The organism is Methylocystis sp. Se48 (assembly GCF_056269425.1).
Genome location: NZ_CM149850.1, coordinates 138,285 through 164,855 on the forward strand (window position 1 = coordinate 138,285; position 26,571 = coordinate 164,855).

A 26,571-nucleotide genomic window follows, 5' to 3' on the forward strand; every position below is an offset into this window, starting at 1 on the left:
GCCTATTCGCCGCGCGGCCGGCGCGGCCTCTTCGACGGGCCCTTGCCGGGACCGCCGCGGCCTCCCGGCGGACTTTTTGGCGGTCCCTTGCGCGGCGCGGCGCTGCGCGGACCTCGAGCGGAGCCTTTCCGCGGCGGTTTGCCCTCGCTCGCTCGCGCGCGGAACTCTTCTTCGCCGTCGCGGCGCGGCGGGCGGCGCTCGAAACGCGGCTTCGCCCCGTCGCGCGGCGGCGGCGTGCGGGCGTGATCGCGCGCGGCCCTGACGTCGCCATGCGCGCGCCGCTCCTGCGACTCCGACCGCGGCGGACGCGCCGCGCGATCTCCCTCGGCGCGGGCGGGTCGCCGCCCTTCGGCGCCGCGGCGCGCGGAGCGCTCCATGTCCGCTTCCTCGCGCCGCGGTCTGCGCCCTTTGCGCATGGCCTCGAAGCGCTTCGCGTTGCGCGAGGGGGCCTCTTCTTCGACGATCGGTTTGCGTCGCGCGAGCGTGACGCGCTCGACGACCACGGCGCGGCCCTTGCGGTCGGCCGTGGCGCCGCGTTCGATTTTGGCGCGCGGCCCCTTCTCGTTCTTCTCTTCGCGCTGCTTGCGCAGCACGGAGACGTGTTTGCGCGGGCGTTTCTCGCCCTGCTCGCGCCATTCCTGCGTCTCCGCCGGGGTCGGCTCCCGCAGCGGCGAGGCGAAATCGACGCCCGCGAGCTCCGCGAGGCTTTTGCCCAATTGCTCGCGCAGGATTTTGAGCTTCACTTCCTCGACGGCGCCTTCCGCGAGTTCGCCGAGCTGGAAGGGTCCGTAGGAAACGCGGATGAGCCGCGTCACCTCGAGGCCCAGATGCTCCATCACGCGCTTGACTTCGCGGTTCTTGCCTTCGGACAGGCTCATCGCGATCCAGGCGTTGGCGCCCTGCACGCGCTCGAGCCGCGCGTCGATCGGCGCATAGGTCACGTCGTCGACGGCGACGCCCTTTTTCAGTTCGTCGAGCCGCGCCTGGTCGGTCTCGCCATGAACGCGGACGCGATAGCGCCGCGTCCAGCCGGTCGCCGGCAATTCCAGCGTGCGCGCAAGGCCGCCGTCATTGGTCAGCAGCAGCAGCCCTTCCGTATTGATGTCGAGCCGGCCGACGCTCACGAGACGCGGCAGATCGGGATGGCGCTCCTCGAGATAAGCGAAGACGGTCGGACGCCCTTCCGGATCGCTCGCCGTCGTCACGAGCCCCGCGGGCTTGTGAAACAGGAAGAGCCGCGTGCGTTCGCGCGCCTGCATGGGCGCGCCGTCGATGGCGATCTTGTCTTCTTCCGTTACGTTGACGGCCGGGCTCGTCAGCGTGACGCCGTTGACGGCGACGCGGCCCGCCGCGATCCAGTCCTCGGCGTCGCGGCGCGAGCAGACCCCGGCGCGCGCCATGGCCTTGGCGATGCGCTCGCCCGCGAAGGCGCTCGTCTTCTCGACCGGCGCGGGAAGAGGTTTCGATTTGGCGCGCGTCTTCGGCGCGGCCTTTCCGCCGCGCGCCGCCTCGGCCTTGCGCTTGTCTGCGGCGAAGGGTTTGCGGCTTTCGTCGCGCGCGGAGTTCGGGCTGCGCCGCCGCAGGAACCGATCGCCATCCGGGAGATTGTCTTTCTTCTTGACCATGGTTTCTAATAACAGGAGCGGTCGATTTTTGAACCCTGGCTGTTTCGGGCCGCGACTTATGCGAGAATGGGGGTTTGTCAGACATGGAAGACAACATTCAAAGCGTCGAAAAAGACTCAAATAATTTCCTTTATCGATATATGGATCTGACTTCTTTGATTCAGATTCTTCATGAAAAAAAATCATATTTCAAGATCCTTCCAGATGGGAAGATAAAAATGAATATTCATACATTCAGGACTATCTTAACTCAAATATAAATTGCTCCAAAGTTTTCATACTGTGCTTTACAACTTGTAGAGAAACATATCATCACTGGAAAATATATGCAAACGGCAAAAGCGGGGCAAGAATGACGTTTAGAAAGGATAAGCTATTGGAAAATTTGGAAAATCCTTTAAATACGAATAATTCGTCCGGCAACGCTTTCGAGCTGGCTTACCGGCCTGTCCGTTATCTCTCGAATACAGAAGTTATTGCTGAACCGCCAAAGCCCGATGAGTTAATTTTCACGAAGCGCCGCGCATTTGAAGACGAGAAAGAATTTCGTATTGCTTACATAAGCTATGATTCAGAAGACAAGGCCGAAAAAACAAAAAAAATTCCAATTTCTTTGGATTGCATAGAGCGGATCACGCTAAGTCCTTATCTTGATATCGATCTAGAAAACCCTGTTAAAGAAACTTTAAAAAATATTATTGGAAATAATCCTATTGAGATATACAGGTCAACCTTGTTAGACAACAAATCATTTAAAGACGCGACGCTGTAGAGCGGATGAGCCGAGCCGACCCCTTCGCCGCCGCCTTCGCCGCCGCCCGCGCTGCGGCCGAGGCGCAGGAAGTGCCGGTCGGCGCGGCAATCGTGCGCGCGGGCGAGATCGTCGCGACGGCCGGAAACCGCACGCTGCGCGACCGCGATCCCACGGCCCACGCCGAAATGCTCGCGATTCGCGCCGCCTGCGAAAAAATCGGCGACGAGCGGCTCGCCGGCTGCGACCTGTATGTGACGCTCGAGCCCTGCGCCATGTGCGCGGGGGCGATTTCCTTCGCGCGCATCCGGCGGCTCTATTTCGCCGCCGGCGACCCGAAGGGCGGCGCGGTGGAGCATGGGCCGCGATTCTTCTCGCAGCCCACCTGTCACCATGCGCCGGACGTCTATGGCGGCATTCGCGAGAGCGAGTCCGCCGCCATGCTGCAGGACTTCTTTCAGGCGCGGCGGTGAAATCTCACAGGAACCGCTCAAGGGCGGCGAGCGTCGCCTCGGGCGCCTCCTCCATGGCGTAGAGGCCGCTGTCGACGCTTTCGACCGCGATCTCCTCGCCCCATTCCCGCCAGGCGTCGAGAAGCGCGCCGCCAAGGCCCGGGAACGTCGCTTCCCCATAAAGGACGAGCGTCGGAACCTTCAGCTTTTTCCCCGCGGCCCTGTCGGCGGCGAGCGCTTCCCTGTCGATGGTCGCGCCCGCGCGATAGTCCTCGCAGAACGCGTGGATGCGGGCGGGATCGTTGAAGGCGGCGTGATAGTGGGCGAGCGCTTGCGGCCCGAAAGCGTCGAGCGCCTTGTCCTTCGACGAATCCTTCAGCGCGTCGGTCAGAAAGTCGGCGGGATCGAGCGCGACCAGTTCCTCGGGCTGGGGCGCGTCCATGCTCAGAAAACGCGCGCGGCCGACGCGCCACAGATCGCTTGCGCCGAAATTGTCGTCGACCGGGGCAATATTGACGAGCGCGAGCTTGGTCAGCCGGCCGGGGTGGTCGAGCGCGAGCCGCAGGCCTGCCCGCGCGCCGCGATCATGGCCGACGAGCGCGAACTGCACATGGCCCAGCGCCTCCATCACCCTCACGACGTCGTCGGCCATTTCGCGCTTCGCATATGATTCGCCCTTCTCGCTCGCGGGAACAGCCGACCAGCCGTAACCGCGCAGATCCATGGCGACGACGGTGAAGCGCTCCGCGAGCCTTGGCGCGACTTTGCGCCAGGCGACATGCGTTTGACCGAAGCCGTGCAGCAGGACAACCGGCGGACCCGCGCCATGCGACCGCGCGAAAATTTTTCCGGCTTTCGTATCGATCCAGTGCGATGCGAAACCAGGGAAGAGATCAGCGAGTTCGGACATTCCCTCGACCATGTTGTGCGGGCGGCCTGCCGCCCAAGAAAGCGGATGTTATATAGTAACATCCCGTGACCGGGTCACGGTTTTTCTTCTCTCGCGCCGTCAAGCGACTTTGTCACGAAATTCATGACCTTACTTTTCTTGAAAAGCGCATCGAAGCGTTACAAAGTCCGTCTAGATCAAGGAAGCGAATCTTTTCAAATCATTCAACGCTTCCAGGGGAGGAAAGCATGAGCAAGATCGTCGATGAAGTCATGGCGGCCAACGCCGCTTATGTTTCGAGCTTCGGCTCCAAGGGCGACCTCGCGCTGCCGCCGGCCCGCGGCTTCGCGATTCTGACCTGCATGGACGCCCGTCTCGATCCGGCGAAATACGCCGGCCTGTCCGAGGGCGACGCGCATGTCATCCGCAACGCCGGCGGCCGCGCATCCGACGACGCGATCCGCTCGCTCGTCATTTCGCACAAGCTGCTCGGCACGAAAGAGTGGTTCGTGATCCATCACACCAATTGCGGCATGGAGCTCTTTTGCGACGAGGTGATGGGCGACCTGCTCGAAGACAGCCTCTCGACCGCCTCGCTCGACATGTCGACGCTGAAATGGTCGAATCCGCAGCACGGCGGCGGCTGCGCGGCCGGTCATTTCATCAAGTGGCACACGATCAAGAATCAGGAAGAGAGCGTCGCGCAAGACGTCGCGCGCATCCGCTCGCATCCGCTCGTGCCCAAAAACATCCCGATCTATGGCTACATCTACGACGTCAAGACGGGCAAGCTGATTGAAGTGCCGAAGGCGACGGAAATCGGACGCGCGGCCTGATCGAACCGCCCCGCGCGCGGCGTCAGGCCATGCCCTTCAACTCGTAAAGGGCCGCGAGCGCCTCGCGCGGGCTCATCTGATCCGGATCGATGCGCGCGAGCGCCTCGCGCAGGGCGTCCTTCGACCCCGCCGCGTCGACTGCATGTCTGAACAAAGGCAGATCGTCGATCAGCGCCTTGACGGGCGCGCGACGGTCGGCCGCCTCCAGCTCCGCGAGAATGGCGTGTGCGCGCGAGACGACGCTCGGGGGCAGGCCTGCGATCTGTGCGACATGCACGCCGTAGGAACGATCCGCGGCGCCCTGCGTCACTTCGTGCAAAAACACGACCTCTCCCGCGTGATCCGTCACTTTCATCGTGAGATTGACGAGACGGGTCATCCGTTTCGACAGCTGCGTGAGTTCGTGGAAATGGGTCGCGAAAATCGCGCGCGACCGGTTCGCGTCGTGCAGATGCTCGATTGTCGCCCAGGCGATCGACAGCCCGTCGAAGGTCGCCGTGCCGCGGCCGATTTCGTCGAGAATGACGAGCGAACGCGGCGTCGCGCAATTGAGGATCGCCGCAGTTTCCACCATCTCGACCATGAAGGTGGAGCGCCCGCGCGCGAGATCGTCCGACGCGCCGACGCGCGAGAAGAGCCGATCGACGACGCCGATGCGCGCCTGCGCCGCGGGAACGTAAGACCCCGTCTGCGCGAGGAGCGCGATGAGCGCGTTTTGGCGCAGAAAGGTCGATTTGCCCGCCATGTTCGGGCCTGTCACGATCGCGATGCGGCCCGCCTCGCCGCCCGAGAGATCGCAGTCGTTCGCCGCAAAGGCCTTGCCCTGCGCCTCGAGCGACGCCTCGACGACGGGATGGCGCCCGCCCGTGATCGCGAAATCGAGAGAGTCGTCGACATGCGGGCGCGTCCAGCCGCGCTTTTCGGCGACCTCGGCGAGCGCCGCGACAACGTCGAGCCGCGCGAAGGCGCGCGCGAGTTCCCGCAGATCGTCTCCGCGGGCGAGAACCGCGCCGCAGAGCGCATCGAATATCGCAAGTTCGCGCGCCAGCGCGCGGTCGGCGGCGGAGGCGATCCGGCTTTGCAGCTCGACGAGTTCGCGCGTCGAAAAACGCATGGCGTCGGCCATGGTCTGCCGATGGGTGAAGGTTTCGTCGAAAGGCGGGCGCAGCAGCCTCTCGCCCTGCGCGGCCGGGACTTCGAGAAAAAATCCCAGAAAATTATTGTGTTTGATCCTGAGTTTCGTTCCCGTCGCTTCGGCGTAGCGCGATTGCAGCGAGGCGATGACGACGCGGCTTTCGTCGCGCAGCGCGCGGGCGTCGTCGAGTTCGGCGTCGCGGCCCTTGCGGATGAAGTCGCCGTTTCGCTTGTCGAGCGGAACGGAATCGTCGAGGCTGCTTGCGATCTCCTGCGCAAGAGCGTCGTCGGCCTTTGCGAGCGTCTCGACGTCGCGTCCGATTTCCGTCGGGGCGTCGCGCCCCGCGAATAACGCCGCGATGTCGCGCGCGGCGAAAAGCGCGGCGCCGACGCTCGCGAGGTCGCGCGGCCCGCCGCGTTGCAGGGCGAGACGGGAAAGGGCGCGCGCAAGATCCGGCGCGCGCGCGAGCCTTGCGCGCAAGGCCGCGCGGGCGTCGGGCTTCTCGAGAAAGAACGACGCCGCGTCGAGCCGCGCGCCGATCAGGCGGGGATCGGTGGAGGGCGCGGCGAGGCGTTCGGCGAGAAGCCGCGCGCCGGCCGAGGTGACGGTGAGATCGACGACCGACAGGAGCGACCCCTCGCGCGCGCCGGACAGCGTGCGGGTCAGCTCCAGATTGGCGCGCGTCGCGGCGTCGATGTCGAGCGTCGCGCTCTCGCGCAGGCTCGCGGGGCGCCCGAGCGCGGGACGGACGCCTTTCTGCGTGCGCTCGACATAAAGGATCGCCGCCGCCGCCGCCGCGCATTCGGCCTCGCTCAGCGCGCCGAAACCATCGAGCGTCGCGACCCCGTAGAAATCCATCAACCGCCGCGCGGCGTCGCCCGCGTCCCGCCCGAGCGGCGCGGTCGGCGCGCCGAGCCCCGCGAAAACGGCGGCGAGCGCCGCATCGCGGCACAAAGTCTCCGGCGCCACGACCTCGCGCGGCTCGAGACGCGCGAGGGTCGCAGACAGCTCGCTTTCGGCGCAGTCGGCGACCGCGAAGGCGCCCGTCGAAATATCGACGCTCGCGACGCCGTAGCGCCAGGCGCCCTCGGCGCCCCGCACGCGCGCGACCGCCGCGAAGGCGTTGGCGCGGGCGGGGTCGAGCAGCGCGTCCTCGGTGATCGTGCCGGGCGTGACGAGCCGCACCACGTCGCGACGCACCACCGATTTCGCGCCGCGCTTCTTCGCCTCGGCGGGATCCTCGATCTGCTCGCACACCGCCACGCGATGGCCGAGCGCGATGAGTTTCTGCAGATAGTCGTTGGCGCGCTCGACGGGCACGCCGCACATGGGAATGTCCTCGCCCAGGTGCTTGCCGCGTTTCGTGAGCATGATGCCGAGCGCGCGCGCGGCGACCTCTGCGTCGTCGAAAAACAATTCGTAGAAATCGCCCATTCGGTAGAAAAGCAGGCAATCCGCATTCGCCGCCTTGATCTCGATATATTGGGCGATCATCGGCGTGGGACGGGCCTGCGTCCTGGCGTCGGCGTCAGGCTGGCGAGGAGAGGTCGCGTTGGTCATCGTCTTATTTTACCCGCCGCCGGAACCCGCCGCCACGAGAGCGGAGCCCATGGGCTCGGCCAGCGCGCGCATTCACAGCTTTTTGTCGAACTGCGCTGCGCGGCCGCGCGCGCTTGTGCATCGAAGCTCCGCCCGGTTATGCTGCGCCGCAATAGCGCCGCATCGGCAGAAAGGTTTCAGATGAAAGAGAGCATCGACGGTCGACCCCTGTTCACCGACAAGGAGGCGCTGCTCTTTCACTCGCGCGGTCGGCCCGGCAAGCTCGCCGTCGTCGCGACCAAGCCCATGGCGACGCAGCGCGACCTCTCGCTCGCCTACTCGCCAGGGGTCGCCGCGCCGGTGCTGGCCATCGCCAAGGATCCCTCCCTCGCCTACGACTACACGACCCGCGGCAATATGGTCGCCGTCGTCACCAACGGCACGGCGATCCTGGGGCTGGGCGATCTCGGTCCGCTCGCCGCCAAGCCGGTGATGGAGGGCAAGGCGGCGCTCTTCAAGCGCTTCGCAGACATCGATTCGATCGACCTCGAGATCGACGCCCGGGACGTCGACGATTTCGTCGCCGCCGTGCGCTATCTCGGTCCCTCCTTCGGCGGCATAAATCTCGAAGACATCAAGGCGCCCGAGTGCTTCGTGATCGAGGAGCGGCTGCGAGACCTGATGAACATTCCCGTCTTCCACGACGACCAGCACGGCACGGCGATCATTTCCGCCGCCGGCCTGCTCAACGCGCTGCTGCTCACGGGCCGCGACATCAAGACGGCGAAGCTCGTCTGCAACGGCGCCGGCGCCGCCGGCATCGCCTGTCTCGACCTCGCCAAGGCGATGGGCTTCGATCCGCGCAACGTGACGCTCTGCGACACCAAGGGCGTCGTCTATCGCGGCCGCGAGGAGGGCATGAACCAATGGAAGAGCGCCCACGCCGTCGACACCCCAGCGCGCACGCTCGCCGAGGCGCTTGAGGGCGCCGATATCTTCTACGGCCTGTCGGCCAAGGGCGCGCTCACGCCGGACATGCTGAAGAACATGGCGCCGGACCCGATCATTTTCGCCATGGCCAATCCCGATCCCGAGATCACGCCCGAGGAAGCGCGCGCCGCCCGGCCCGACGCCATCGTGGCGACGGGACGTTCGGACTATCCGAACCAGATCAACAACGTCCTAGGTTTCCCCTATATTTTCCGCGGCGCGCTCGACGTGCGGGCGAAGACGATCAACATGGAGATGAAGATCGCCGCCGCCAAAGCCCTCGCCGACCTCGCCCGCGAGGACGTGCCCGACGAGGTGGCCAACGCCTATCGGGGCGCCCGGCCGCGCTTCGGGCGCGACTATCTCATCCCGGCGCCCTTCGATCCGCGCCTGATCTCCGTCATTCCGCCGGCGGTGGCGCGCGCGGCGATGGACTCCGGCGTGGCGCGACGGCCGATCGTCGACATGAACGCCTATCGCCATGAGCTGTCGGCGCGACGGGACCCCATCGCCGGGGTGATGCAGACGGTCTTCGAGCGCGTGCGCCGCGAGCCCAAGCGCGTCGTCTTCGCAGAGGGCGAGGAGCAGCAGGTGATCCGCGCCGCGCTCGCCTTCGTCAATCAGGGACTGGGAACGGCGGTGCTGGTTGGACGCGAGGACCGCGTCAAGGCGGCGGCGGCCAGCGCGGGCGTCGAACTCGTCGATGGCATCGAAATCCACAACGCCAAGCTCTCGCACCGCAACGCCGTCTATGCGCAATTCCTCTTCGAGCGGCTGCAACGCAAAGGCTTTCTGCTGCGCGACTGCCAGCGGCTGATCAATCAGGATCGCAACCATTTCGCCGCCGCCATGGTCGCGCGCGGCGACGCGGACGCCATGGTGACGGGCGTGACCCGCAATTTCTCCAATGCGCTCGAGGAAGTGCGCCGCGTCGTCGACCACAAGCCGGGCCATCGCGTCATCGGCGTCTCGCTCATTCTCGCCAAGGGCCGCGTCGTCGTCGTCGCCGATACGGCGATCACCGAACTGCCCGACGCGCAGGAACTCGCGGACATCGCGATCGAGGCGGCGGGCGTCGCGCGGCGCATCGGTCTCGTGCCGCGCGTCGCCATGCTGGCCTTCTCGACCTTCGGCTATCCGCCGGGCGAACGCACCGCCCGCGTGCACGAAGCCGTGCGGGTGCTCGACCAGCGCCGCGTCGATTTTGAATATGAAGGCGAGATGGGCGCCGACATTGCGCTCAACAAGGAGTTGATGAGCGCCTATCCCTTCAGCCGGCTGAAGGACACGGCCAATGTCCTCGTCATGCCCGCGTTCCACTCCGCCGCCATCTCGACCAAGATGCTGCAGGAACTGGGCGACGCCACCGTGCTCGGGCCGCTGATCGTCGGTCTCGACAAACCCATCCAGATCGTTCAGCTCGGCGCGACGGACACTGAAATCGTCAATATGGCGGCGCTCGCCGCCTTCGGCGTCGGCGGCTGACGCGCCGCGCGCGCGGACGGGCCGGAGACTGCCGCCGGCCCGCCTGTCGCGGCGGCGATCTCAGAGATTGACCGCCGACAGCATGCTCGACATGCGCGAGGCCAGAAAGAAGCCGACGACGATATGGATCAGCAGGGTCGTCGAGCCGAATCCGAAGGCGAAAAGGCCCAGATTTTCGAGCGCGATCCGCATGTAGCGTCGGCTCGGAAGCGTCGGGCGCCGCCACATGCGGGCTTTTCGCGTCTCCGGCTTGGGCAGGACGGCTGCAACGCTGCTGTCGAAGGAGAAGTTAACGCGGCTCATGGCGCTGAACCCCATTGTGCGGACGTGGTTGCCAGTTCATGTCTAAAATAGAGTGCCGCCGGGCGCTTAACGCGGCCCGAAACGGATGCCCGACATTTTACGAAATGCAATAATTGTTAGGTTGGCTCGACGTCTCCGCAGCCGACGGGCTCGAAAGAAAGCCGTTGTGACCGAAGGAGCTTCGACCGCCAGCGGGAGCCCAGCCGCGATCGATTAACGATCCGAGGCGTTTTTCCGGCGTTTCACGAATTCGCCCCCCGGGCGCAAAAAAGGCCGGGACGCGCCCGGCCTTTCGATATCCGCGCAGCTTGCGGCGCCTATTGAGCGGCGAGCTTGATCTCGGGATAGGCGCAGCGCTGCTCGCTCTTCTCGTCGACATGGAGATGCGACGGCGGCTCGACGAAGGGGATGCCCAGAGTGCGCCACACGTCGACCAACGCCTCGACGAGATGGGCGATATGCGCCTGGGTGTGCCGAGGCGTGGGGGTGATGCGCAGGCGCTCGGACCCTTTGGCGACGGTCGGATAGTTGATCGGCTGAATATAGATGCCGTGGCGCGTGAGCAGCAGGTCGCTGGCCGCCTTGCAGAGTTCGGCGTCGCGCACCATCACCGGCACGATATGCGAGCTGTTCTCCAGAACCGGCAGACCGGCCGCCGCGAGGGCGTGCTTGGTGATGTGCGACGCGCGTTGATGAGCGGCGCGCAGGTCGGGCCGGCGCTTCAGGAGACGCACCGAGGCGCAGGCGGCCGCCGCGACGGCGGGCGGCAGCGCGGTTGAGAAAATGAAGGCGCCCGCATAGGACCGGATGGCGTCGATCACGACGGCGTCGCCCGCGACATAGCCGCCGATGACGCCGAAACCCTTAGCCAGCGTTCCCTCGATGACGTCGATGCGGTCCATCACGCCTTCGCGCTCGCAAATTCCGCCGCCGCGCGCGCCATACATGCCGACCGCATGAACTTCGTCGACATAGGTCATGGCGCCGTAACGTTCGGCGAGCGCGGCGATCTCGGCGACGGGCGCGACATTGCCGTTCATCGAATAGAGGCTCTCGAAGACCACGAGCTTCGGCCGGTCGCCGGCTTCGATCAGCAACTGCTCGAGATGGGCGAGGTCGTTGTGGCGGAAGATTTTGCGCTCGGCGCGCGAGCGCTTGACGCCCTCAATCATCGAATTGTGATTGGAGGCGTCGGAAAGGATGACGCAATTGGGCAGGAGATCGGCGATCGTCGAAATCGCGGCGAGATTGGAAATCCAGCCGGAGGTGAAGACCAGCGCGGCCTCCTTGCCGTGGAGGTCGGCGAGTTCGCGCTCGAGCTCGACGATCGCGTGGCTGGTGCCGGAAATATTGCGCGTGCCGCCCGCGCCCGCGCCGGCCCGCGACGCGGTGTCGACCATGGCGTCGATCACCTCGGGGTGCTGGCCCATGCCCAAATAGTCGTTGGAGCACCAGACGGTGACATCCTGGACCGACCCGTCCGCGCGATGCCATCGGGCGAGAGGAAAGGTTTCGACGTCGCGCTCGAGATGGACGAAAACGCGGTAGCGGCGCTCGTCCTTCAGACGGGTGACGGCGGCCTCGAAATATCTCCGGTACACCATGTACGGAACCCTTCGCTCTATGACGCCCACCGAACCGGCGACTGACCCCGTCCTGCCCGCCGCCTAGTTTGGACGTTTTCTTACATAGCCGATCCAAAGGCGGAAGGCGAGCGACGGATTGCCGCGTATTAGCAGAGTGTTCCGGCGCACGGCGATAGCCGCCGGAAGGCGCAACGATGGCGCCAAGAAACGCGGAGGGAGGGCGTCATGCGGATCGAGGGCAAGGAATACGACGAAACCACGGGCCCGCCAGCGGTGTGGAACGACGTCATCTTCAGCTGTTGCGAGCTGCGGGGGCTCGAGATCGAGGGCCATGGAATCGACGGGGCGTTGATCTATTGCGCGCTGGAGCGGGTCGACTGGTATTGGGGCCTTTTCAACGCCGCGCTCGTCGCCCGAACGACGTTCCGGGACTGCGTCTTCCGCGGCTGCTCCTTCCGCGGCGTCGATTTCGTCGACGGCCGATTCGAGAATTGCCGTTTCGTGACGGACAACCTCGGCGGCGCCTGCGACTTCGACGACTGCCGGCTGGTGGAATGCGTGTTCGAGGGCTGCGACGTCGCCCCCGAGACGCGCCCGGGCCGCGAGTCCGTGTTCACGCGGACGCGCTTTTACGGTTGCGCGCAGAGGCGCAGCCGCGGATTGGAAAGGGCGTTCTGACGCCTCAAGCCGCCAGCGCGTCGAGCACCCGCGCCCAGCTGCGCGCGCCCTTGTGGAAGCTCGTGTAGCTGTATTTCTCGTTGGGCGAATGGATGCGGTCGTCGTCGAGCGCGAAGCCGATCATCAGCGCGTCCATGCCGAGGTCGCGCTTGAAGGCGCCGACGATCGGGATGGAGCCGCCGCAGCCGGCGAGCGCCGCCTCCTTCCCCCATTCCTCCGCGAGCGCGCGGCGGGCGCGCGACAGCGCCTCCGAGCCGAAGGGAAGCTGTAGGGCGTTGGACGCGCCGTGATTGATGAATTCGACCTTCGCGTCGGCCGGGAGCCGCTCGCGCACGAAGGCGCGGAAGCTCTCGAGAATGGCCTTGGCGTCCTGCTTGCCGACGAGGCGGAAGGAAAATTTGGCGGACGCCTGCGCGGGCAGCACGGTTTTCGAGCCCTTGCCCGTATAGCCGCCGACGATGCCGTTGACGTCGCAGGTGGGGCGCGCCCAAATCTGCTCCATGACGCCGCGCCCCGGCTCGCCGCCGACCCGCGTCAGGCCAATGTCGGCGAGCCACTGGCGCTCGTCGAATTCGAGATTGCGCCACTGCTCGGCGACGTCCTCGGGGATCTCCGGCACGCCGGCGTAGAAGCCGGGGAGCGTTACCTTGCCGTCGGCGTCGTGCAGGTCCGCGATGATTTTCGAGAGCACATGGATGGGATTGTCGACCGGCCCGCCGAACATGCCCGAATGCAGGTCGTGCGACGCAATGCGGATGACGACCTCCTCCTGGGCGAGGCCGCGCAACATCACAGTGATCGCCGGCGTCGTCGGATTCCACATGCTGGTGTCGCAGACGAGCGCGATGTCGGGCTGCGAGAGCTCGTCCTTGTGGGCTGCGAGGAAGCCCGGCAGCGAGGGCGAACCCGTCTCCTCCTCGCCCTCGAAAAGAAAGGTGACGTTGCAGGGAAGCCCGCCATTTTCCTCGAAGGCGCGGCAGGCCTCGACAAAGGTCATGAGCTGGCCCTTGTCGTCCGAGGCGCCGCGCGCGACGATCTCTTTCGTCCCTTGGCCGTCCTTGCTGTCGGCGAGACGCGGCGCGAAGGGATCGGCCTCCCACAGCTCCAGCGGGTCCGGCGGCTGCACGTCGTAATGGCCGTAGAACAGCACATGCGGCGCGTCCTTGCGCTTCGCCTTGGCGTGGCCGACGACGATCGGATGGCCGGGCGTCTGGCGCACCTCCGCCTTATAGCCGAGCCCCGTGAGCTGGTCCTTCAGCCAGTTGGCGGCGCGCTGACAATGTTGCGTGAAGGCCGGGTCTGTCGAGACGGAGGGGATGCTCAAAAGGTCGAACAGGCGCTGCGTCGACGCGGGCAGATTCGCGTCGATCGTATTCAAAACGGCGTCGATCGTGGCCATGGAATCAGGTCCTTCGCAGTTGATGCGAAGCTAGTGCGAAGTGGCTGCGGTGGGAAGGCGGAAAGGAGGACTGTCTAGAGACAGCGACGCGCCTGCATTGCCCCCACCCTGACCCTCCGCCGCTTTGCGGGAGAGGGGACGCTTACGATCAGCTACGTCGATGAAGTCCGCGTTCTGCTCCCTCTCCCGCGAAGCGGGAGAGGGGTGGGGAGGGGGTCGCCCTCACCGCGTCGGCGTCGGCGTCCCGCTGCGATAGTCATAAAACCCGCGCTGGGTCTTCTTGCCGAGCCAGCCGGCCTCGACATATTTCACGAGCAGCGGGCAGGGGCGATATTTCGTGTCCGCGAGGCCCTCGTGCAGCACCTGCATCACCGAGAGGCAGGTATCCAACCCGATGAAATCCGCGAGTTGCAGCGGCCCCATGGGATGGTTGGCGCCAAGCCGCATGGCGGTGTCGATCGCCTCGACCGAGCCCACGCCCTCGTAGAGCGTGTAGATCGCCTCGTTGATCATCGGCAGCAGGATGCGGTTGACGATGAAGGCCGGGAAATCCTCGGCCACCGTCACTGTCTTGCCGAGCCTGGCGCAAAAGGCCTTGGCCGCCTCGAAGGTCGCGTCGTCCGTCGCAATGCCGCGGATCAGCTCCACGAGCTGCATGCGCGGCACCGGATTCATGAAATGAATGCCGATGAAGCGTTCGGGCCGGCCGGTGATCGAGGCCAGCCGCGTGATGGAGATCGACGAGGTGTTTGAGGCGATGATGCCGTCGGGCTTCACCACCAGCGCGACGTCGGTGAGAATCCGCCGCTTGACCTCTTCGTTTTCGGTCGCGGCCTCGATGACGATGTCGCTGTCGCGGAAGTCCTGGATCGCATGCGCGGCGTAGATATGCGGCAGGGCGGCTTCCACCGCGCTGGCGTCGAGGAAGCCGCGTTCGACGGACTTGCGCATCTGCACGCCGATGTCCTTGATTCCGGCCTCGATCCGCTCCGAGGTCACGTCATTTAGGGCGACATCGTAACCGGCCAGCGCGCAGACATGCGCAATGCCCTTGCCCATCTGGCCCGCGCCGATGACGCCGACTTTGCGAATTTCGAAGCTCATATTTCGAACACCATAGCGAGAGGGTCAGCCCGCCCGGGCTGGGGCTGCGATGCAAAACCACCCACGTTGCACTGCAATATAACGCGCGTTTGGTTCGAAAGAAAACAGGTCAGTCCGGAAAAAGTCGCGCCACAGGTCGTCCGCCGCCGCAACGGGCGGCGGACGACCGGCGTTCACTTGCCGAGCTTGGCGAGCTCCGCGTCGAGCTCCGGCACCGCCTGGAAGAGATCCGCGACGAGGCCGTAGTCGGCGACCTGGAAGATCGGCGCCTCTTCGTCTTTGTTGATCGCGACGATGATCTTCGAGTCCTTCATGCCTGCAAGATGCTGGATCGCGCCGGAAATGCCGACGGCGATGTAAAGCTCGGGCGCGACCGCCTTGCCGGTCTGGCCGACCTGAAGGTCGTTGGGGGCGTAGCCGGCGTCGACCGCAGCGCGCGAGGCGCCGATCGCGGCGTTGAGACGGTTCGCCACCGGATCGAGCACTTTCTGGAAGTTCTCGGCGGAGCCCAGCGCGCGGCCGCCCGAGATGATGATGCGGGCCGAGGTCAGTTCGGGCCGCTCGGACTTGGCGAGTTCCTCGCTCTTGAAGGAGGAGACGCCCGGATTTCCGGCGGCGCCGATGGACTCGACCGGGGCCGAACCGCCCTCGGGCGCAGCCGCAAAGGCCGTGGTGCGGACGGTGATGACCTTCTTGGCGTCCTTCGCGCGGACTGTCTGCACGGCGTTGCCGGCGTAGATCGGCCGCTCGAAGGTGTCGGGCGAAACGACCTTGATGATGTCCGAGACCTGGGCGACGTCGAGCAGCGCCGCGACGCGCGGCAGCACGTTCTTGGTCGCGCTGGTCGAGGGCGCCATGATGACGTCATAGGCGGGCGCGAGCGAGACGATCAGCGTCGCGACCGGTTCGGCCAGAACGTGATCCAGCGAAGAGTCGGCGGCGTAGAGCACCTTCTCCACGCCCGCGAGCTTGGCGGCGGAGGCCGCGGCGCCGTCGAGGCCAGGCCCGACGACGAGGATATGGACCGGACCGCCGATCTGCGAAGCGGCGGTGAGCGCCTTGGCGGTCGAGGGCGCGAGGGCGCCATTGGCGGTTTCAGCGAGAAGCAGAATGGCCATGTCAGAGAACTCCCGCTTCCTTGAGCTTGGAGACGAGTTCGGCGACCGAGCCGACCTTGACGCCGGCGGCGCGCGTCGCGGGGGCGGCGGTGCTCAGCACCTCGAGGCGCGGCGCAATGTCGACGCCATAGTCGGACGGCGACTTGACGGCGACTTCCTTCTTTTTCGCCTTGATGATGTTCGGCAGCGAGGCGTAGCGCGGCTCGTTGAGGCGAAGATCCGTGGTGACGACCGCCGGGAGCTTGAGGCTCACCGTCTGCAGGCCGCCGTCGATCTCCCGGGTCACGTCGATGGAGCCGTCCGCCAGAACGACCTTGGAGGCGAAGGTGCCCTGACCCCAGCCCAGAAGCGCCGCGAGCATCTGGCCGGTCTGGTTGCTGTCGTCGTCGATCGCCTGCTTGCCGAGGACGATGAGCCCCGGCTGCTCTTCGGCGGCGATCTTGGCGAGGATCTTGGCGACCGCAAGCGGTTCGACCGTGTCGTCGGTCTTCACCAGAATGCCGCGGTCGGCGCCCATGGCGAGGGCGGTGCGCAGCGTCTCGTCAGCCTTGGCGGGCCCGATGGAGACGACGACGACTTCCGTCGCCTTGCCGGCTTCCTTCAGACGCAGCGCTTCCTCGACGGCGATTTCGTCGAAGGGATTCATCGACATTTTGACATTGGCGAGGTCGACGCCGGAGCCATCGGGCTTGACCCGGATTTTCACGTTGTAGTCGACGACCCGCTTGACGGGCACGAGAATTTTCATCGCGCGACCTCTGGAAATGGCGGCGGACGCCCTGCGCCCCGCTGACCCAAAAACTGTGGCGGTCTGGTAACGGGGGCGCGCGCGCAAGTCAAACCCGCAACGTCGGCCCCGGCGGGCCGAACCCGCCAAGTCGAACGGGGCGGCGCGCCGGTCGGATCGTCGACGACGCAGACCTGGGCCATTGCGCCCGTCGCCGTGAGGATGTAGCCGCAGGTCGGAAAAAGCCGTTTCATGGGAAGTCTCCCTTGCGGAACGGCGTCTGCGCGACCGCCCCGGACAACGGATCTGCGCCCGTGACCCGTTGCCTTCCGCTGAATCCGGCGCCGGGAACGCACTCGCCGCCGCCGTTCCGGCCGGCGACAATCCCGGAACCTACACGGGGGGCGCCGCGTCTTGCGGGGGCTCGTGCGCGCCGCGGTCCAGGAGCTTGTGCTTGCGCCGCTTGAAGATCGGCGTCAGCGCGAGTCCGGCAAGTATCCCGCCGACATGCGCCATCCAGGCGACGCGGCTTTCGCCGCCGCCCCAGCTCGCGTTCAAAAGCTGCAAAAAGATCCACGCGCCGATGAAGACGAAGGCCGAAGCGTGGAAAATGAATAGCGGCGGCTTGAGGCCCAGAAGCGGGCGCGCCGGCGAACGCGACGGGTCGCTCAGCGTGATGATCCAGAAGGGAAACATCACGAAGGTGAGCGGCGGGAAAATCCCCGCGATGGTCGCGCGCGGATAGAGGAGCAGGAAGGCCGCGCAGACCCCGGAGATGGCGCTGGAGGCGCCGACCAGCGGCGTGATCGAATGCGGCGTCGCATAGACGTAGAAGACCCCAGCCACGACGCCGCAGGAAAGATAGAACAGCAGATAATGGAGCGAGCCCATCGCATCCTCGACATTGTCGCCGAAGACGTAAAGGAACAGCATGTTGCTCGCGATGTGCAGGATGGAGGAATGGAAGAAGAGAGAGGTGACGAGCGTCGCGGGCGCCGGCGGCCCGACGATCCATTCGGCCAGCGTCGCCTCCCCGAACAGAACGCGCGGGATGATGGCGAAGCCGCGCATGATCGTCAAAGGATCTCCGAGCGCCTCGCTGTAGACGAGGAGGAAGACGATCACATTGACGGCGATCAGCGTCCAGTTCGCGAGCGGCCGCCGGATGTGCCGCAGGGGCGCGTCGTCGTAGAGCGGTATCACCATCGAATTGTCCTCACGGCGCTCGCCTCGAAGGGCGGCATCCTAACATAGGCGCCCGGGCGCCGCTGTCACGCCCGCTCGAGCCGGCCTTCGAGCCAGGCGAGCGCCTGGCTGCGCAGGCCCGCGATATCGAAGGCCGCGACCATGACGCCATAGATCGCCGCGCCGGCGGCGATTTGCAGCAGCAGAGTGAGGAAGCCCGGCGCCATGGCGCGCATCGGGGCCAGCGCGAGGAACATGATCCCGGTTGCGACCCCGGCGGCGAAGAGATCCCAGAAGGAAGGCCAGACGGGCTGCGCCCGCAGCGCGAACCAGACGGTGACGGCGAGCGCCGCCAGATAGCCCCCCGCCTGCGCGATGGCGAGATTTGAGGCGTCGCGGCCCCAGGGCAGTAGAAAGAGCAGCAGCAGCGACACGACCACGGCGGCGAGCGCGGCGACGATGAGCGGCGCCGTACGCTTGGCGATCTGAAAGACGGGATTCACGCCGAAATTCAGAAAGCCCATGGCGAAGAGGCCGGGCAGCAAAAGTCCGAGATAATGGCCAAACGGCCCACGGAACTGCGTCGGCACGACCAAGGCCTCGACCGAGGGCATGACAAGCCACAGTCCGACGCAGGCCGGCAGCAGAAAGGCGAAGACCACGCCCATGTTGTGCGCGACCTGGACCCGGGCGCGGTCCTCTCCGTGGACCTCATGCGCCGCCACCGCGATCTGGAAGAGCAGCACGTCGAGCGCGGAGCCGAAAGCCATGACCGCGCGCATGCCAATGTCATAGGCGAGCGAAAACTGACCCGTCTCCGCGAAGTCGTAAACGCTCGCCACGATCGAGCGCGAGGCGAGGGGCATCGCCTGATACAGGAGATGCGCGGCGACCATGGGGGCGCTGTAGGCGATGAGATCCTTCACCGTCTCGCTCTTAGCGTCGCGGCAGCGCACGCCGGGATCCCGCAGCGCCGCGCGGGCGAGAAACACCGTGCCGAGCAGGCTCGCCACGCCGCCCGCGAGCGCAACGCTCGCCGAACGGAAGAGAAACGCCCCGCCGCCGATGAGGACGAGCGACAGCGCATTCTTCACGAGGACGAGCCGGCCATAGGCGCCGTCCTCGAACCGGGCGCGGGCGAGCGCCGTCGAATAATCAAAGAGCCCGTTGGCGGTCGCGGTGAGCAGGGCGAGGAGAATGAGTTCGCTGTCGAAATCGAGCTCCGGACCGACGAGCGAATAAAGCAGCGTGCTCGCCGCCAGAAACAGGGTGACGACCAGAAAGGACGACCCGAGCGTCGAGCGGATGAAGGGATCGCTCTCGCGTGTGCGCTGTGAATAGAAGCGCGTCGCCGACAGCCGCAGCCAGTCGTAGAGCGCCGTCTGCACCACGACGGCGATGGAGAAGGAGAGCGCGAAACGCCCATATTCCTCGGGACCGAGAAATTTCGCGACCATCAGGCCGATGATGAAATTCGCGGCCGTATTGGCGAGGAAGGCGAGGAGGACTTTCAAGGACAGGCTCCCTCCCCAGCCTGCCCCCGCTTCGCGGGAAAGGGAGAGAGATTGCCGTCTTTGCGACGAAGGCCGGTCACGGCGATCGCAAGCGCCCCCTCTCCCGCCATCGCCAGCCGACATACGGGCGTCGCCTCCTCCCTATGGCGGGGGAGAGACCGGGAGGAGGCATGGGAAATTCCCGACCTGTCCATCGTTTCGCTTACGCGCTCCAGCGCCCGAGCGCCTTCAGTTCTTTAAGCGCCTGCGCGTCGCGGGGCGTCACGTCGGGATAGTCGGGATCCGCCGTGGCGGGGTCGAAATATTTCCACGACCGCGCGCATTTGACGCCTGCTGCGCGGCTCGGAACGACCGCGACGCCCTTGACCTCGGGCAGGCGGAAAGCCTCCGCCGGACCCTCGCCCGTCTCGATGGCGATGTCCGAGACGATGCAGATCTCCGCGAAATCGACGCCGTCGAGCGCGGCGCGCAAATGGCCGTCCGCGACGTAGACGACCGGCGCCGCCTCAAGCGAGGAGCCAATGCGCTTCTGCGCGCGCTCGATTTCGAGCGCGCCCGTCACCACGGAGCGGATGGCGCGAACCTTCTCCCATTTCTCGGCGAGCGCCTCGTCGCGCCAGTGCGACGGGATGTCCGGGAAGCTTTCGACATGCACGGAGACCGCTTCCGGATAACGCGCGAGCCAGGCCTCGTCCGCCGTGAAGACGAGGATCGGCGCGAGCCATGTCGTCACGCAGCGGAAGATGCGCTCGATGACGGCGAGCGACGCCTTGCGTTTTGCGCTCGACGGCGGCTCGCAATAGAGCGCATCCTTGCGAATGTCGAAATAGAAGGCCGAGAGATCGCTCGTCATGAACGGCGTGAGCAGCGCGACGACGCGCTTGTAGTCGTACGCCTGATAGGCCGAGCGGATTTGCGCGTCCATCTCGACGAGACGATGCAGCATCAGCCGCTCGAGTTCGCTTGCATGTTCGAGCGCCGCGTCGTCGTCCGCGCCGTAATGCGCCAGCGCGCCGATCATCCAGCGCAGCGTGTTGCGCAATTTGCGATAGAGATCGACGAAGGTTTTCAGGATCTCCGGGCCGACGCGCAGATCGTCGGCGTAATCCGACGCCGCGACCCAGAGGCGCAGAATGTCGGCGCCCGACTCCGCGATGACCTTTTGCGGCGCCACGACGTTGCCGAGCGACTTCGACATCTTCCGGCCCTTCTCGTCCAGCACGAAGCCATGCGTCAGCACGGCGTCATAGGGCGCGCGGCCGCGCGTGCCGCAGCTTTCGAGAAGGGAGGAATGGAACCAGCCGCGATGCTGGTCCGAGCCTTCGAGATACATCACCTCGTCCTCGCCGCCGTCGCGCTTGCGATGGATGCCGGCGAGAGCGGGGAAGTTTTTGGGATCGTCGAGCACGAAGGCGTGCGTCGAGCCGGAGTCGAACCAGACGTCGAGAACGTCGGCGACTTTCTCGTAGTCGTTCGGATCGTAATCGGGCGAAAGGAATCTTTCCGCGGCGCGCGTCTCGTACCACGCGTCGGCGCCTTCCTCCTCGAAAGCCGCGACGATGCGCGCGTTCACCTGGCTGTCGACGAGGATCTCATGCGTGCCCTTCTTCACGAAGACGGCGATTGGCACGCCCCAGGCGCGCTGGCGCGAGACGACCCAGTCGGGGCGATTGGCGATCATGCCGCGAATGCGGTTCTCGCCCGCCGCCGGCGTCCATTGCGTGCGGGAGATTTCCTCGAGCGCGATGGCGCGCAGGGTCGGCGCGTTGGCGCCTTCGCCCGCCATCGGCTTGTCCATCGCGATGAACCATTGCGGCGTATTGCGGAAGATGACCGGCTTCTTCGAGCGCCACGAATGCGGGTATTGATGCTTCAGGCGCCCGCGCGCGATGAGATTGCCGGCCTTGACGAGTTCCGCCATCACCGCCTCGTTGGCGTCGCCTTTCTCGCCCTTTTCGGTGAGAACGCGCTTGCCCTCGAATCCCGGCGCTTCTTTCGTGTAGAAGCCGTCTTCGTCCACGGTGTAGGGGATGCGGCTGTCTATGCCGCTTTCAGCCAGACGCCGGCCATTCGCCATCCAGATGTCGAAATCCTCGCGGCCATGACCCGGCGCGGTGTGAACGAAGCCCGTGCCCGTGTCGTCCGTCACATGGTCGCCGTCGAAGAGCGGCACGTCGAAGGCGTAGCCGAGATGCGCGAGCGGATGGGCGCAGACGAGGTCTTTGAGTTCGTCCGCGCGCACGTCGCGCAGCCGCTCGAAGCCTTCGGCCTTCGCCGCCTTGAACACATCGCCCGCAAGCTTGTCGGCGAGGATGAACTTCGCGCCGGGGAAGGCCCAATTGTTATCGGGAGCCTCCGTCACGCGATAGAGGCCATAGGCGATCTTCGAGGAGAAGGAGATCGCGCGGTTGCCCGGCAGCGTCCAGGGGGTCGTGGTCCAGATGACGACGCGGGCGTCGCTCAAATCCTCGGCGGCGCCGCGCGGGATCGGGAAGGCGACCCACACCGTGTCGGAGGTATGGTCCTCATATTCGACTTCCGCCTCGGCGAGCGCCGTCTTCTCGACGACCGACCACATCACGGGCTTGGAGCCGCGATAGAGCAGGCCGTTCTCGGCGAATTTCATGATCTCGCGGGCGATGGTCGCTTCCGCCGGGTAGGCCATGGTGGCGTAGGGCCTGTCCCATTCGCCGGCGACGCCGAGGCGCTTGAACTCCTCGCGCTGCACCGAGAGCCAATGCTCCGCATAGGCGCGGCATTCGCGGCGGAAGGCGATCATCTCGTCGGGATGCGCAAAGTCGGGCTTCTTCTTGCCCTTGGCGCGGTAATTCTCTTCCTCGATCTTCCACTCGATCGGCAGGCCGTGGCAATCCCAGCCCGGCACATAGACGCAGTCCTTGCCGGTCATGCGCTGGCTGCGCGTGACGATGTCCTTGAGGATCTTGTTCAGCGCATGGCCGATATGGATGTTGCCGTTGGCGTAGGGCGGGCCGTCGTGCAGCGTGAATTTCGGCCGGCCCTTCGCCGCCTCGCGCATCTTCTCGTTGAGACCGATCTCCGCCCAGCGCTTCAAAAATTCCGGCTCGCGCTGCGGCAGGCCGGCGCGCATGGGAAACTCCGTCTCAGGGAGAAAGAGGCTCTTGGAATAATCGGGCCCTTTGGGCGTTTGATCGGTCATGGGGTCGGAAACCGGAGGTCGAACGGCGCCGGGACAGCCGGCAATGTCCGGGTCACATAAAGGATTTGGAAGGGAAGCGCCAATCGCGCCCGAAAACGGGGCCCCGCGCGAGGCGAAGCGCCTCAGGCGCGGGCCGGGCCGGCAATTCGTGTCATGCGATGGCGGCGCATGACCCTTTGTAACAGGGGCGCGACGCAGCGCAACGCCTGTTTGCGCCGCAGCGCCGCGAAGGGATGCGCAAACCCGGGGGCGGGCCGGGGCGCGGAACGCCTATCGCCCCCCGCGCGCGGAGCAGTTCCGCGATTTCGGCGTGACCGGCGCGTTCGGCCGTCTCGACGAGCGTGGCGGTTCGGCGGGGTGTTTCCGCCACGGGATTTTCGGGCTCTTCGGCCGGGACGCCCGACTTCAAAAGCAGGCGTATCTTGGAGAAATTGTGGTCGAGCACAGCCTGGCGCATGGCCCGCAAACGGTCTGGCGAAACAGCCATCAAAGATCGACCTTTCTCCTAAACCGCGAAAAAATATCGCGTGAGGTGAAAGAACACCGGCGCCGAGAAGCAGACGCTGTCCAGCCGGTCCAGCACGCCGCCGTGCCCTTTCACCGAATGCCCCCAATCCTTGACGCCCATCGACCGCTTGACCGCCGAGAGCGACAGGCCCCCGAAAAAGCCCATGGCGACGATGGCCAGCGCCATGGCCGCGGCCTGAAGCGGGGAGAAGGGCGTGATCCAGTAGAGCGCCGCGCCGAGCAGCGTGGCCGCCGTCCCGCCGCCCAGGAGCCCCTCGACGGTCTTGGACGGGCTGATCCGGGGCGCGATTTTGGTCTTCCCGAACAGCTTGCCGAAGACATATTGAGCGACGTCCGAGAACTGGACGACGGTGATGAGGAAAAAGAGCAGCAGGACGCTCTGGCCCTCGTAGCCGGGAATTTTCAACATGGTCAGCGCAGGGGCGTGGCTGACGCTGTAGACCGTGAGCATGAGCGCCCATTGCACGCGGGCGACACGCAGCAGGAAATCCGTCACATCGCCGGCGAGCGCCGCGAGGGTCGGCGCCAGCAGAAAGCCGTAGACCGGGACGAGGATCGAGAACATCCCGTACCAGTCCATGCCGATCAGAACATATTGCAGCGGCAGCAGGACATAGAAGGCGCCGATGAGCGGCAGGTTGTCGGCCGGCCGCGTCGGCGTCAGCGAGACGAATTCCCGCAGCGTGTAGAAGGACGACAGGGCGAAGAGAACCAGCGTCGCCGCCCGGCCGAGCAGATAGCTCGCCAGAAAAATGGCGATCATCGCCCACCAGGCGTCGATCCGGTCGTTGAGATTCCGGATCGTCTCCTGCTGCGCCTCGCTCTGCGCGCGGCCGGCGAGCGCGCGGCCGACGGCCGTCGCGACGACGAGCAGGACGAAGACGCCGCCAAAGAGCGCGAAGACTTTCTGCTGGGGGGTCATTTACGCAAGCTCCGCGACGGCCGCCCGGGCGCGTTCGAGAAAGGCCGCCTTGCCCTCGCCCGCGACGCGGGCGAGCGGCGCGCCAAAATGCACTTCGCAGGAAATGGGAACCGGCAGCAATGCGCCCTTGGGGAAGGCGCGGGAGGGATTCTTGAGATAGACCGGCGCGAGCTCCACGTCCGGAAATTCGGTCGCGAGCTGATAGAGGCCCGATTTGAACGGGCCGGGCAGCAGCGCGTCGCCGCGCGCGCCCTCCGGGAAAATGATGAGCGAGCGGCCCGCGCGCAGTTTTTCCCGCAGGGGGTCGAGAACCCCCTTGCCCTTGCCCCCGGTGCGGTCGATCAGCACGACGTCGAGCACCCGCTTCGCCGCCAGGCTGCGCAGGTCGCCGCGCCCCCAGTAATCCGCCGCCGCGACGGGGTGGACGGCGCGCCGCAGCGCGCCGGGCAGCGCCGCCCAGATCAGCAGCGCGTCGAGATGGCTCGAATGATTGGCGAAATAGAGCCGCGGACGTTCATCGTGGGACAGGCCGCGCCACACCGGACGTCCGCCGACGAGAAAGCGCGTAAGCCCGACGAGCGCGCGGTCGATCACGGCCCGCCTCCGGCGAGCCGCGCCGCCAGGGCCCGAAGCCGCGCGACGCAGGTCGCGGCGGAGCCCGCCGCTATCCCCGCCGCGGCGAGGAGAAGGACATAACCGCCGTCGTGAACTTGCGCCTCGATGGGCGCCAGAACGCAGGCCCCGGTGAGAAGCGCCATTCGCTGCGGCTTGGCGAGCGGGCCGCGAAAGTCCTGCGCGAAGCCCAGCGCGCCTCCGAGCGCGCGAATGTAGGCGGTGAGCGCGGCGAAGAGCGCGCCGAGCCAGCCGAGCCAGCCCGCCCCGGCCGCATAGCCCAGCGCAACGATGAGCAGGCTGTCCGCTAGGCGATCGGGAACCTCGTTATAGAGCGCGCCGAGCGGCCCGCCGCGCTTGCCCTCCACGGCGATCATGCCGTCGAGAAGATTGCACAGGAGCCGCAGCTGAGCGCCCGCCGCCGCGACCAGATAAAGCCATGACGACGCGGGCGCGGCGAGGAGGGCGAGGGCTCCGAGCGCCGCGAAGCCGACGCTCGCCGCCGATATCTGATCGGGCGTGACGGACGTGCGTAACAATATCGCCGTGAGGCGGCGCGCGACTTCCGTGTCGCGCGAGGCGAGCGGACGACGCGCCGGCGGCGGCCCCTGCTGTTCGTCGGCCATGCAAAGCTTTCCGAAAAAAAGTCCGTCGGGTGTCAGTACTTTGAAAGACTTTCCGCGTCTTTGCGCTACCGCAACCGCCGGAAGGGACCGAAGCCGAGCTTGTTCGCGACCCAGGCGCCCGCGCCGAGGAGCGCGATGGCGGGCACGAGGATCAGGAAGAGGCCCGACAGGAAGAAAAGCCCGATCGCGAGAAAGGCGAGCAGGCCAAGCCCCAGCATCAGGCTCTGAAACGGTCCGAGCTTGACGAATTTGATCTCCCCGGAGCCAGAGGAAATCCAGATGCGGGAGCTTGCGAAATCGCGCTCCGGCTCCTCGCCGGGAGGAATGATCTCGATATCGCGCTTGCCGTCGTCCATGTTGGACTCCTCTCTCGCCGCGCATTGAAAATAAGCGCTCGCAGGACAGACGCAATTCCCGTCAGCGCGCGGCGAGTATTTCCCGCGCCCGGACGCAGTCGTCCTCCATCCGCGCGATGAGCGCCTCGACGCTGTCGAACTTCTCCTCGCCGCGGATGAAGCCGTAGAAGGCGACCTCGACCTCCTTGCCGTAGAGATCGCCGGAAAAGTCGAAGACGAAGACTTCGAGCAGCGGCGGGCCGTTGTCGAAGGTCGGGCGCCGGCCGAAGCTCGCCGCGCCCGCGCGCAGCGCGCCATCGGCTTCGAGCGTCACGGCGTAAACGCCGTGGCGAAGGCGGTTCGAGGGATCGAGCGCGACATTGGCCGTGGGGAAGCCGAGAAGGCGGCCCCGCTTGTCGCCATGGCGCACGAGGCCGCGCACGAAATAGGGATGGCCCAGCAGGCGGCGCGCGAGTTCGACGTCGCCTTTCTCCAGCGCCTCGCGCGTCGCGGTGGAGGAGACCGCGTCGAGGCTGCCCTCCTCGTCCTGCGTGATCCGCTCGACGATCTCCACGCAAAAGCCCAGACGCGCGCCCTCGCGGCGCAGGAATTCGGCGTCGCCCTCGCGCCCCGCCCCGAAGCGGAAGTCGTAGCCGGCGACGGCGGCGGAAAGGCCGAGGCGTCTGGCCAAAATATCCTCGGTGAAATCACGGGCCGGCCGGGCGGCGAAGCCGCGGTTGAAGGAAAGCACGAACATGCCGTCGAGCCCGAGCCGCGCCGCCTGCGCCGCCTTGGCGTCGGGGGGCGTGAGGCGGAAGATAACGGGCCTGCCCGCGAAGACGTCCGCCGGATGGGGCTCGAACGTGAGCAGGACGCAAGGCTTGCCGAGCCTTGCCGCGAGCGCCTGCGCCCGCGCGATCACGCCGCGATGACCGCGGTGCAGCCCGTCGAAATTGCCGATGGCCGCGACGGCGCCTTCGAGACCGACGGGCGGGGAAAGAGGGTCGCGAACGACGAGGAAAGGCTGGCTCAAGGGCGGTTCCGGTGCGCGGCG

Annotated in this window: 22 protein-coding genes; 5 read left to right on the forward strand and 17 right to left on the reverse strand. The window is 66.1% G+C overall.

All coding sequences use genetic code 11. The annotated features are described in order from the left end of the window. Positions 1-2 precede the first annotated feature (2 nt). Complete coding sequence (locus ACV959_RS00700) at positions 3-1,811, reverse strand: pseudouridine synthase (protein WP_475738019.1); 1,809 nt, start codon at positions 1,809-1,811, stop codon at positions 3-5. A gap of 136 nt (positions 1,812-1,947) precedes the next feature. Here ACV959_RS00700 and ACV959_RS00705 point away from each other — a divergent pair, with 136 nt between their 5' ends. Further along, the gene (locus ACV959_RS00705; RefSeq protein WP_475739722.1) at positions 1,948-2,397 is read left to right on the forward strand and encodes a hypothetical protein; all 450 of its coding nucleotides are present in this window, start codon (positions 1,948-1,950) and stop codon (positions 2,395-2,397) included. A gap of 5 nt (positions 2,398-2,402) precedes the next feature. After that, complete coding sequence (locus ACV959_RS00710) at positions 2,403-2,849, forward strand: nucleoside deaminase (protein ID WP_475738020.1); 447 nt, start codon at positions 2,403-2,405, stop codon at positions 2,847-2,849. 4 nt (positions 2,850-2,853) lie between these two features. Here the strand turns inward: ACV959_RS00710 and ACV959_RS00715 are convergent, their stop codons facing one another. Then, positions 2,854-3,738 carry an alpha/beta fold hydrolase gene (locus ACV959_RS00715; protein ID WP_475738021.1) on the reverse strand — a complete coding sequence of 295 codons (885 nt, stop codon included), beginning with the start codon at positions 3,736-3,738 and terminating at the stop codon, positions 2,854-2,856. Positions 3,739-3,965: 227 nt separating this feature from the next. On the opposite strand from ACV959_RS00715, the gene ACV959_RS00720 reads away from it, so the two are divergent. Then, entirely contained in the window at positions 3,966-4,553 is a 588-nt protein-coding gene (locus tag ACV959_RS00720) for a beta-class carbonic anhydrase (RefSeq protein ID WP_475738022.1), read from the forward strand. A gap of 22 nt (positions 4,554-4,575) precedes the next feature. Here the strand turns inward: ACV959_RS00720 and mutS are convergent, their stop codons facing one another. After that, on the reverse strand, positions 4,576-7,248 hold the full coding sequence (gene mutS, locus ACV959_RS00725) for a DNA mismatch repair protein MutS (RefSeq protein ID WP_475738023.1): 2,673 nt from the start codon (positions 7,246-7,248) through the stop codon (positions 4,576-4,578). Between the two features lie 180 nt (positions 7,249-7,428). Here mutS and ACV959_RS00730 point away from each other — a divergent pair, with 180 nt between their 5' ends. Beyond that, positions 7,429-9,702, forward strand: a complete 2,274-nt coding sequence (locus ACV959_RS00730) for an NADP-dependent malic enzyme (protein ID WP_475738024.1) — start codon at positions 7,429-7,431, stop codon at positions 9,700-9,702. A 60-nt stretch (positions 9,703-9,762) separates the two neighbouring features. Here ACV959_RS00730 and ACV959_RS00735 read toward each other — a convergent pair whose 3' ends face one another. Together ACV959_RS00735 and hemA are read right to left on the reverse strand one after the other, a co-directional pair. Further along, on the reverse strand, positions 9,763-10,005 hold the full coding sequence (locus ACV959_RS00735) for a hypothetical protein (protein WP_475738025.1): 243 nt from the start codon (positions 10,003-10,005) through the stop codon (positions 9,763-9,765). 317 nt (positions 10,006-10,322) lie between these two features. Next, on the reverse strand, positions 10,323-11,609 hold the full coding sequence (gene hemA, locus ACV959_RS00740) for a 5-aminolevulinate synthase (RefSeq protein WP_475738026.1): 1,287 nt from the start codon (positions 11,607-11,609) through the stop codon (positions 10,323-10,325). A 207-nt stretch (positions 11,610-11,816) separates the two neighbouring features. Here hemA and ACV959_RS00745 point away from each other — a divergent pair, with 207 nt between their 5' ends. Next, on the forward strand, positions 11,817-12,269 hold the full coding sequence (locus ACV959_RS00745; RefSeq protein WP_475738027.1) for a pentapeptide repeat-containing protein: 453 nt from the start codon (positions 11,817-11,819) through the stop codon (positions 12,267-12,269). Between the two features lie 4 nt (positions 12,270-12,273). Here the strand turns inward: ACV959_RS00745 and ACV959_RS00750 are convergent, their stop codons facing one another. The 12 genes from ACV959_RS00750 to ACV959_RS00805 all read right to left on the reverse strand — a co-directional run bounded on the left by ACV959_RS00750 (position 12,274) and on the right by ACV959_RS00805 (position 26,550). Continuing rightward, positions 12,274-13,668 carry a M20/M25/M40 family metallo-hydrolase gene (locus tag ACV959_RS00750; protein WP_475738028.1) on the reverse strand — a complete coding sequence of 465 codons (1,395 nt, stop codon included), beginning with the start codon at positions 13,666-13,668 and terminating at the stop codon, positions 12,274-12,276. Positions 13,669-13,890: 222 nt separating this feature from the next. Then, on the reverse strand, positions 13,891-14,772 hold the full coding sequence (locus tag ACV959_RS00755; protein ID WP_475738029.1) for a 3-hydroxybutyryl-CoA dehydrogenase: 882 nt from the start codon (positions 14,770-14,772) through the stop codon (positions 13,891-13,893). 173 nt (positions 14,773-14,945) lie between these two features. Next, positions 14,946-15,890, reverse strand: coding sequence for an electron transfer flavoprotein subunit alpha/FixB family protein (locus tag ACV959_RS00760; RefSeq protein ID WP_475738030.1), 945 nt, complete (start codon positions 15,888-15,890; stop codon positions 14,946-14,948). Between the two features lies 1 nt (position 15,891). Continuing rightward, a complete protein-coding gene (locus ACV959_RS00765) occupies positions 15,892-16,638 on the reverse strand; it encodes an electron transfer flavoprotein subunit beta/FixA family protein (RefSeq protein WP_475738031.1) in 747 nt (248 codons plus the stop codon). 372 nt (positions 16,639-17,010) lie between these two features. Beyond that, positions 17,011-17,823: a rhomboid family intramembrane serine protease gene (locus ACV959_RS00770; protein ID WP_475738032.1), complete on the reverse strand. Its 813-nt coding sequence runs from the start codon at positions 17,821-17,823 to the stop codon at positions 17,011-17,013. 65 nt (positions 17,824-17,888) lie between these two features. After that, positions 17,889-19,316: a lipopolysaccharide biosynthesis protein gene (locus ACV959_RS00775; protein ID WP_475738033.1), complete on the reverse strand. Its 1,428-nt coding sequence runs from the start codon at positions 19,314-19,316 to the stop codon at positions 17,889-17,891. A 202-nt stretch (positions 19,317-19,518) separates the two neighbouring features. Beyond that, positions 19,519-22,494 (reverse strand): isoleucine--tRNA ligase, encoded by a 2,976-nt coding sequence (gene ileS / locus ACV959_RS00780; protein WP_475738034.1) that lies wholly within the window; start codon positions 22,492-22,494, stop codon positions 19,519-19,521. A 505-nt stretch (positions 22,495-22,999) separates the two neighbouring features. Next, positions 23,000-23,944, reverse strand: coding sequence for a phosphatidate cytidylyltransferase (locus ACV959_RS00785; RefSeq protein ID WP_475738035.1), 945 nt, complete (start codon positions 23,942-23,944; stop codon positions 23,000-23,002). Continuing rightward, positions 23,945-24,538, reverse strand: a complete 594-nt coding sequence (locus ACV959_RS00790) for a lysophospholipid acyltransferase family protein (protein WP_475738036.1) — start codon at positions 24,536-24,538, stop codon at positions 23,945-23,947. It abuts the gene before it with no gap. Then, a complete protein-coding gene (locus ACV959_RS00795) occupies positions 24,535-25,182 on the reverse strand; it encodes a CDP-alcohol phosphatidyltransferase family protein (protein WP_475738037.1) in 648 nt (215 codons plus the stop codon). The genes ACV959_RS00790 and ACV959_RS00795 overlap by 4 nt, the downstream gene beginning before the upstream one ends. 65 nt (positions 25,183-25,247) lie before the next feature. After that, entirely contained in the window at positions 25,248-25,538 is a 291-nt protein-coding gene (locus ACV959_RS00800) for a hypothetical protein (RefSeq protein ID WP_475738038.1), read from the reverse strand. A gap of 61 nt (positions 25,539-25,599) precedes the next feature. Then, complete coding sequence (locus ACV959_RS00805) at positions 25,600-26,550, reverse strand: bifunctional riboflavin kinase/FAD synthetase (protein ID WP_475738039.1); 951 nt, start codon at positions 26,548-26,550, stop codon at positions 25,600-25,602. Positions 26,551-26,571 lie beyond the last annotated feature (21 nt).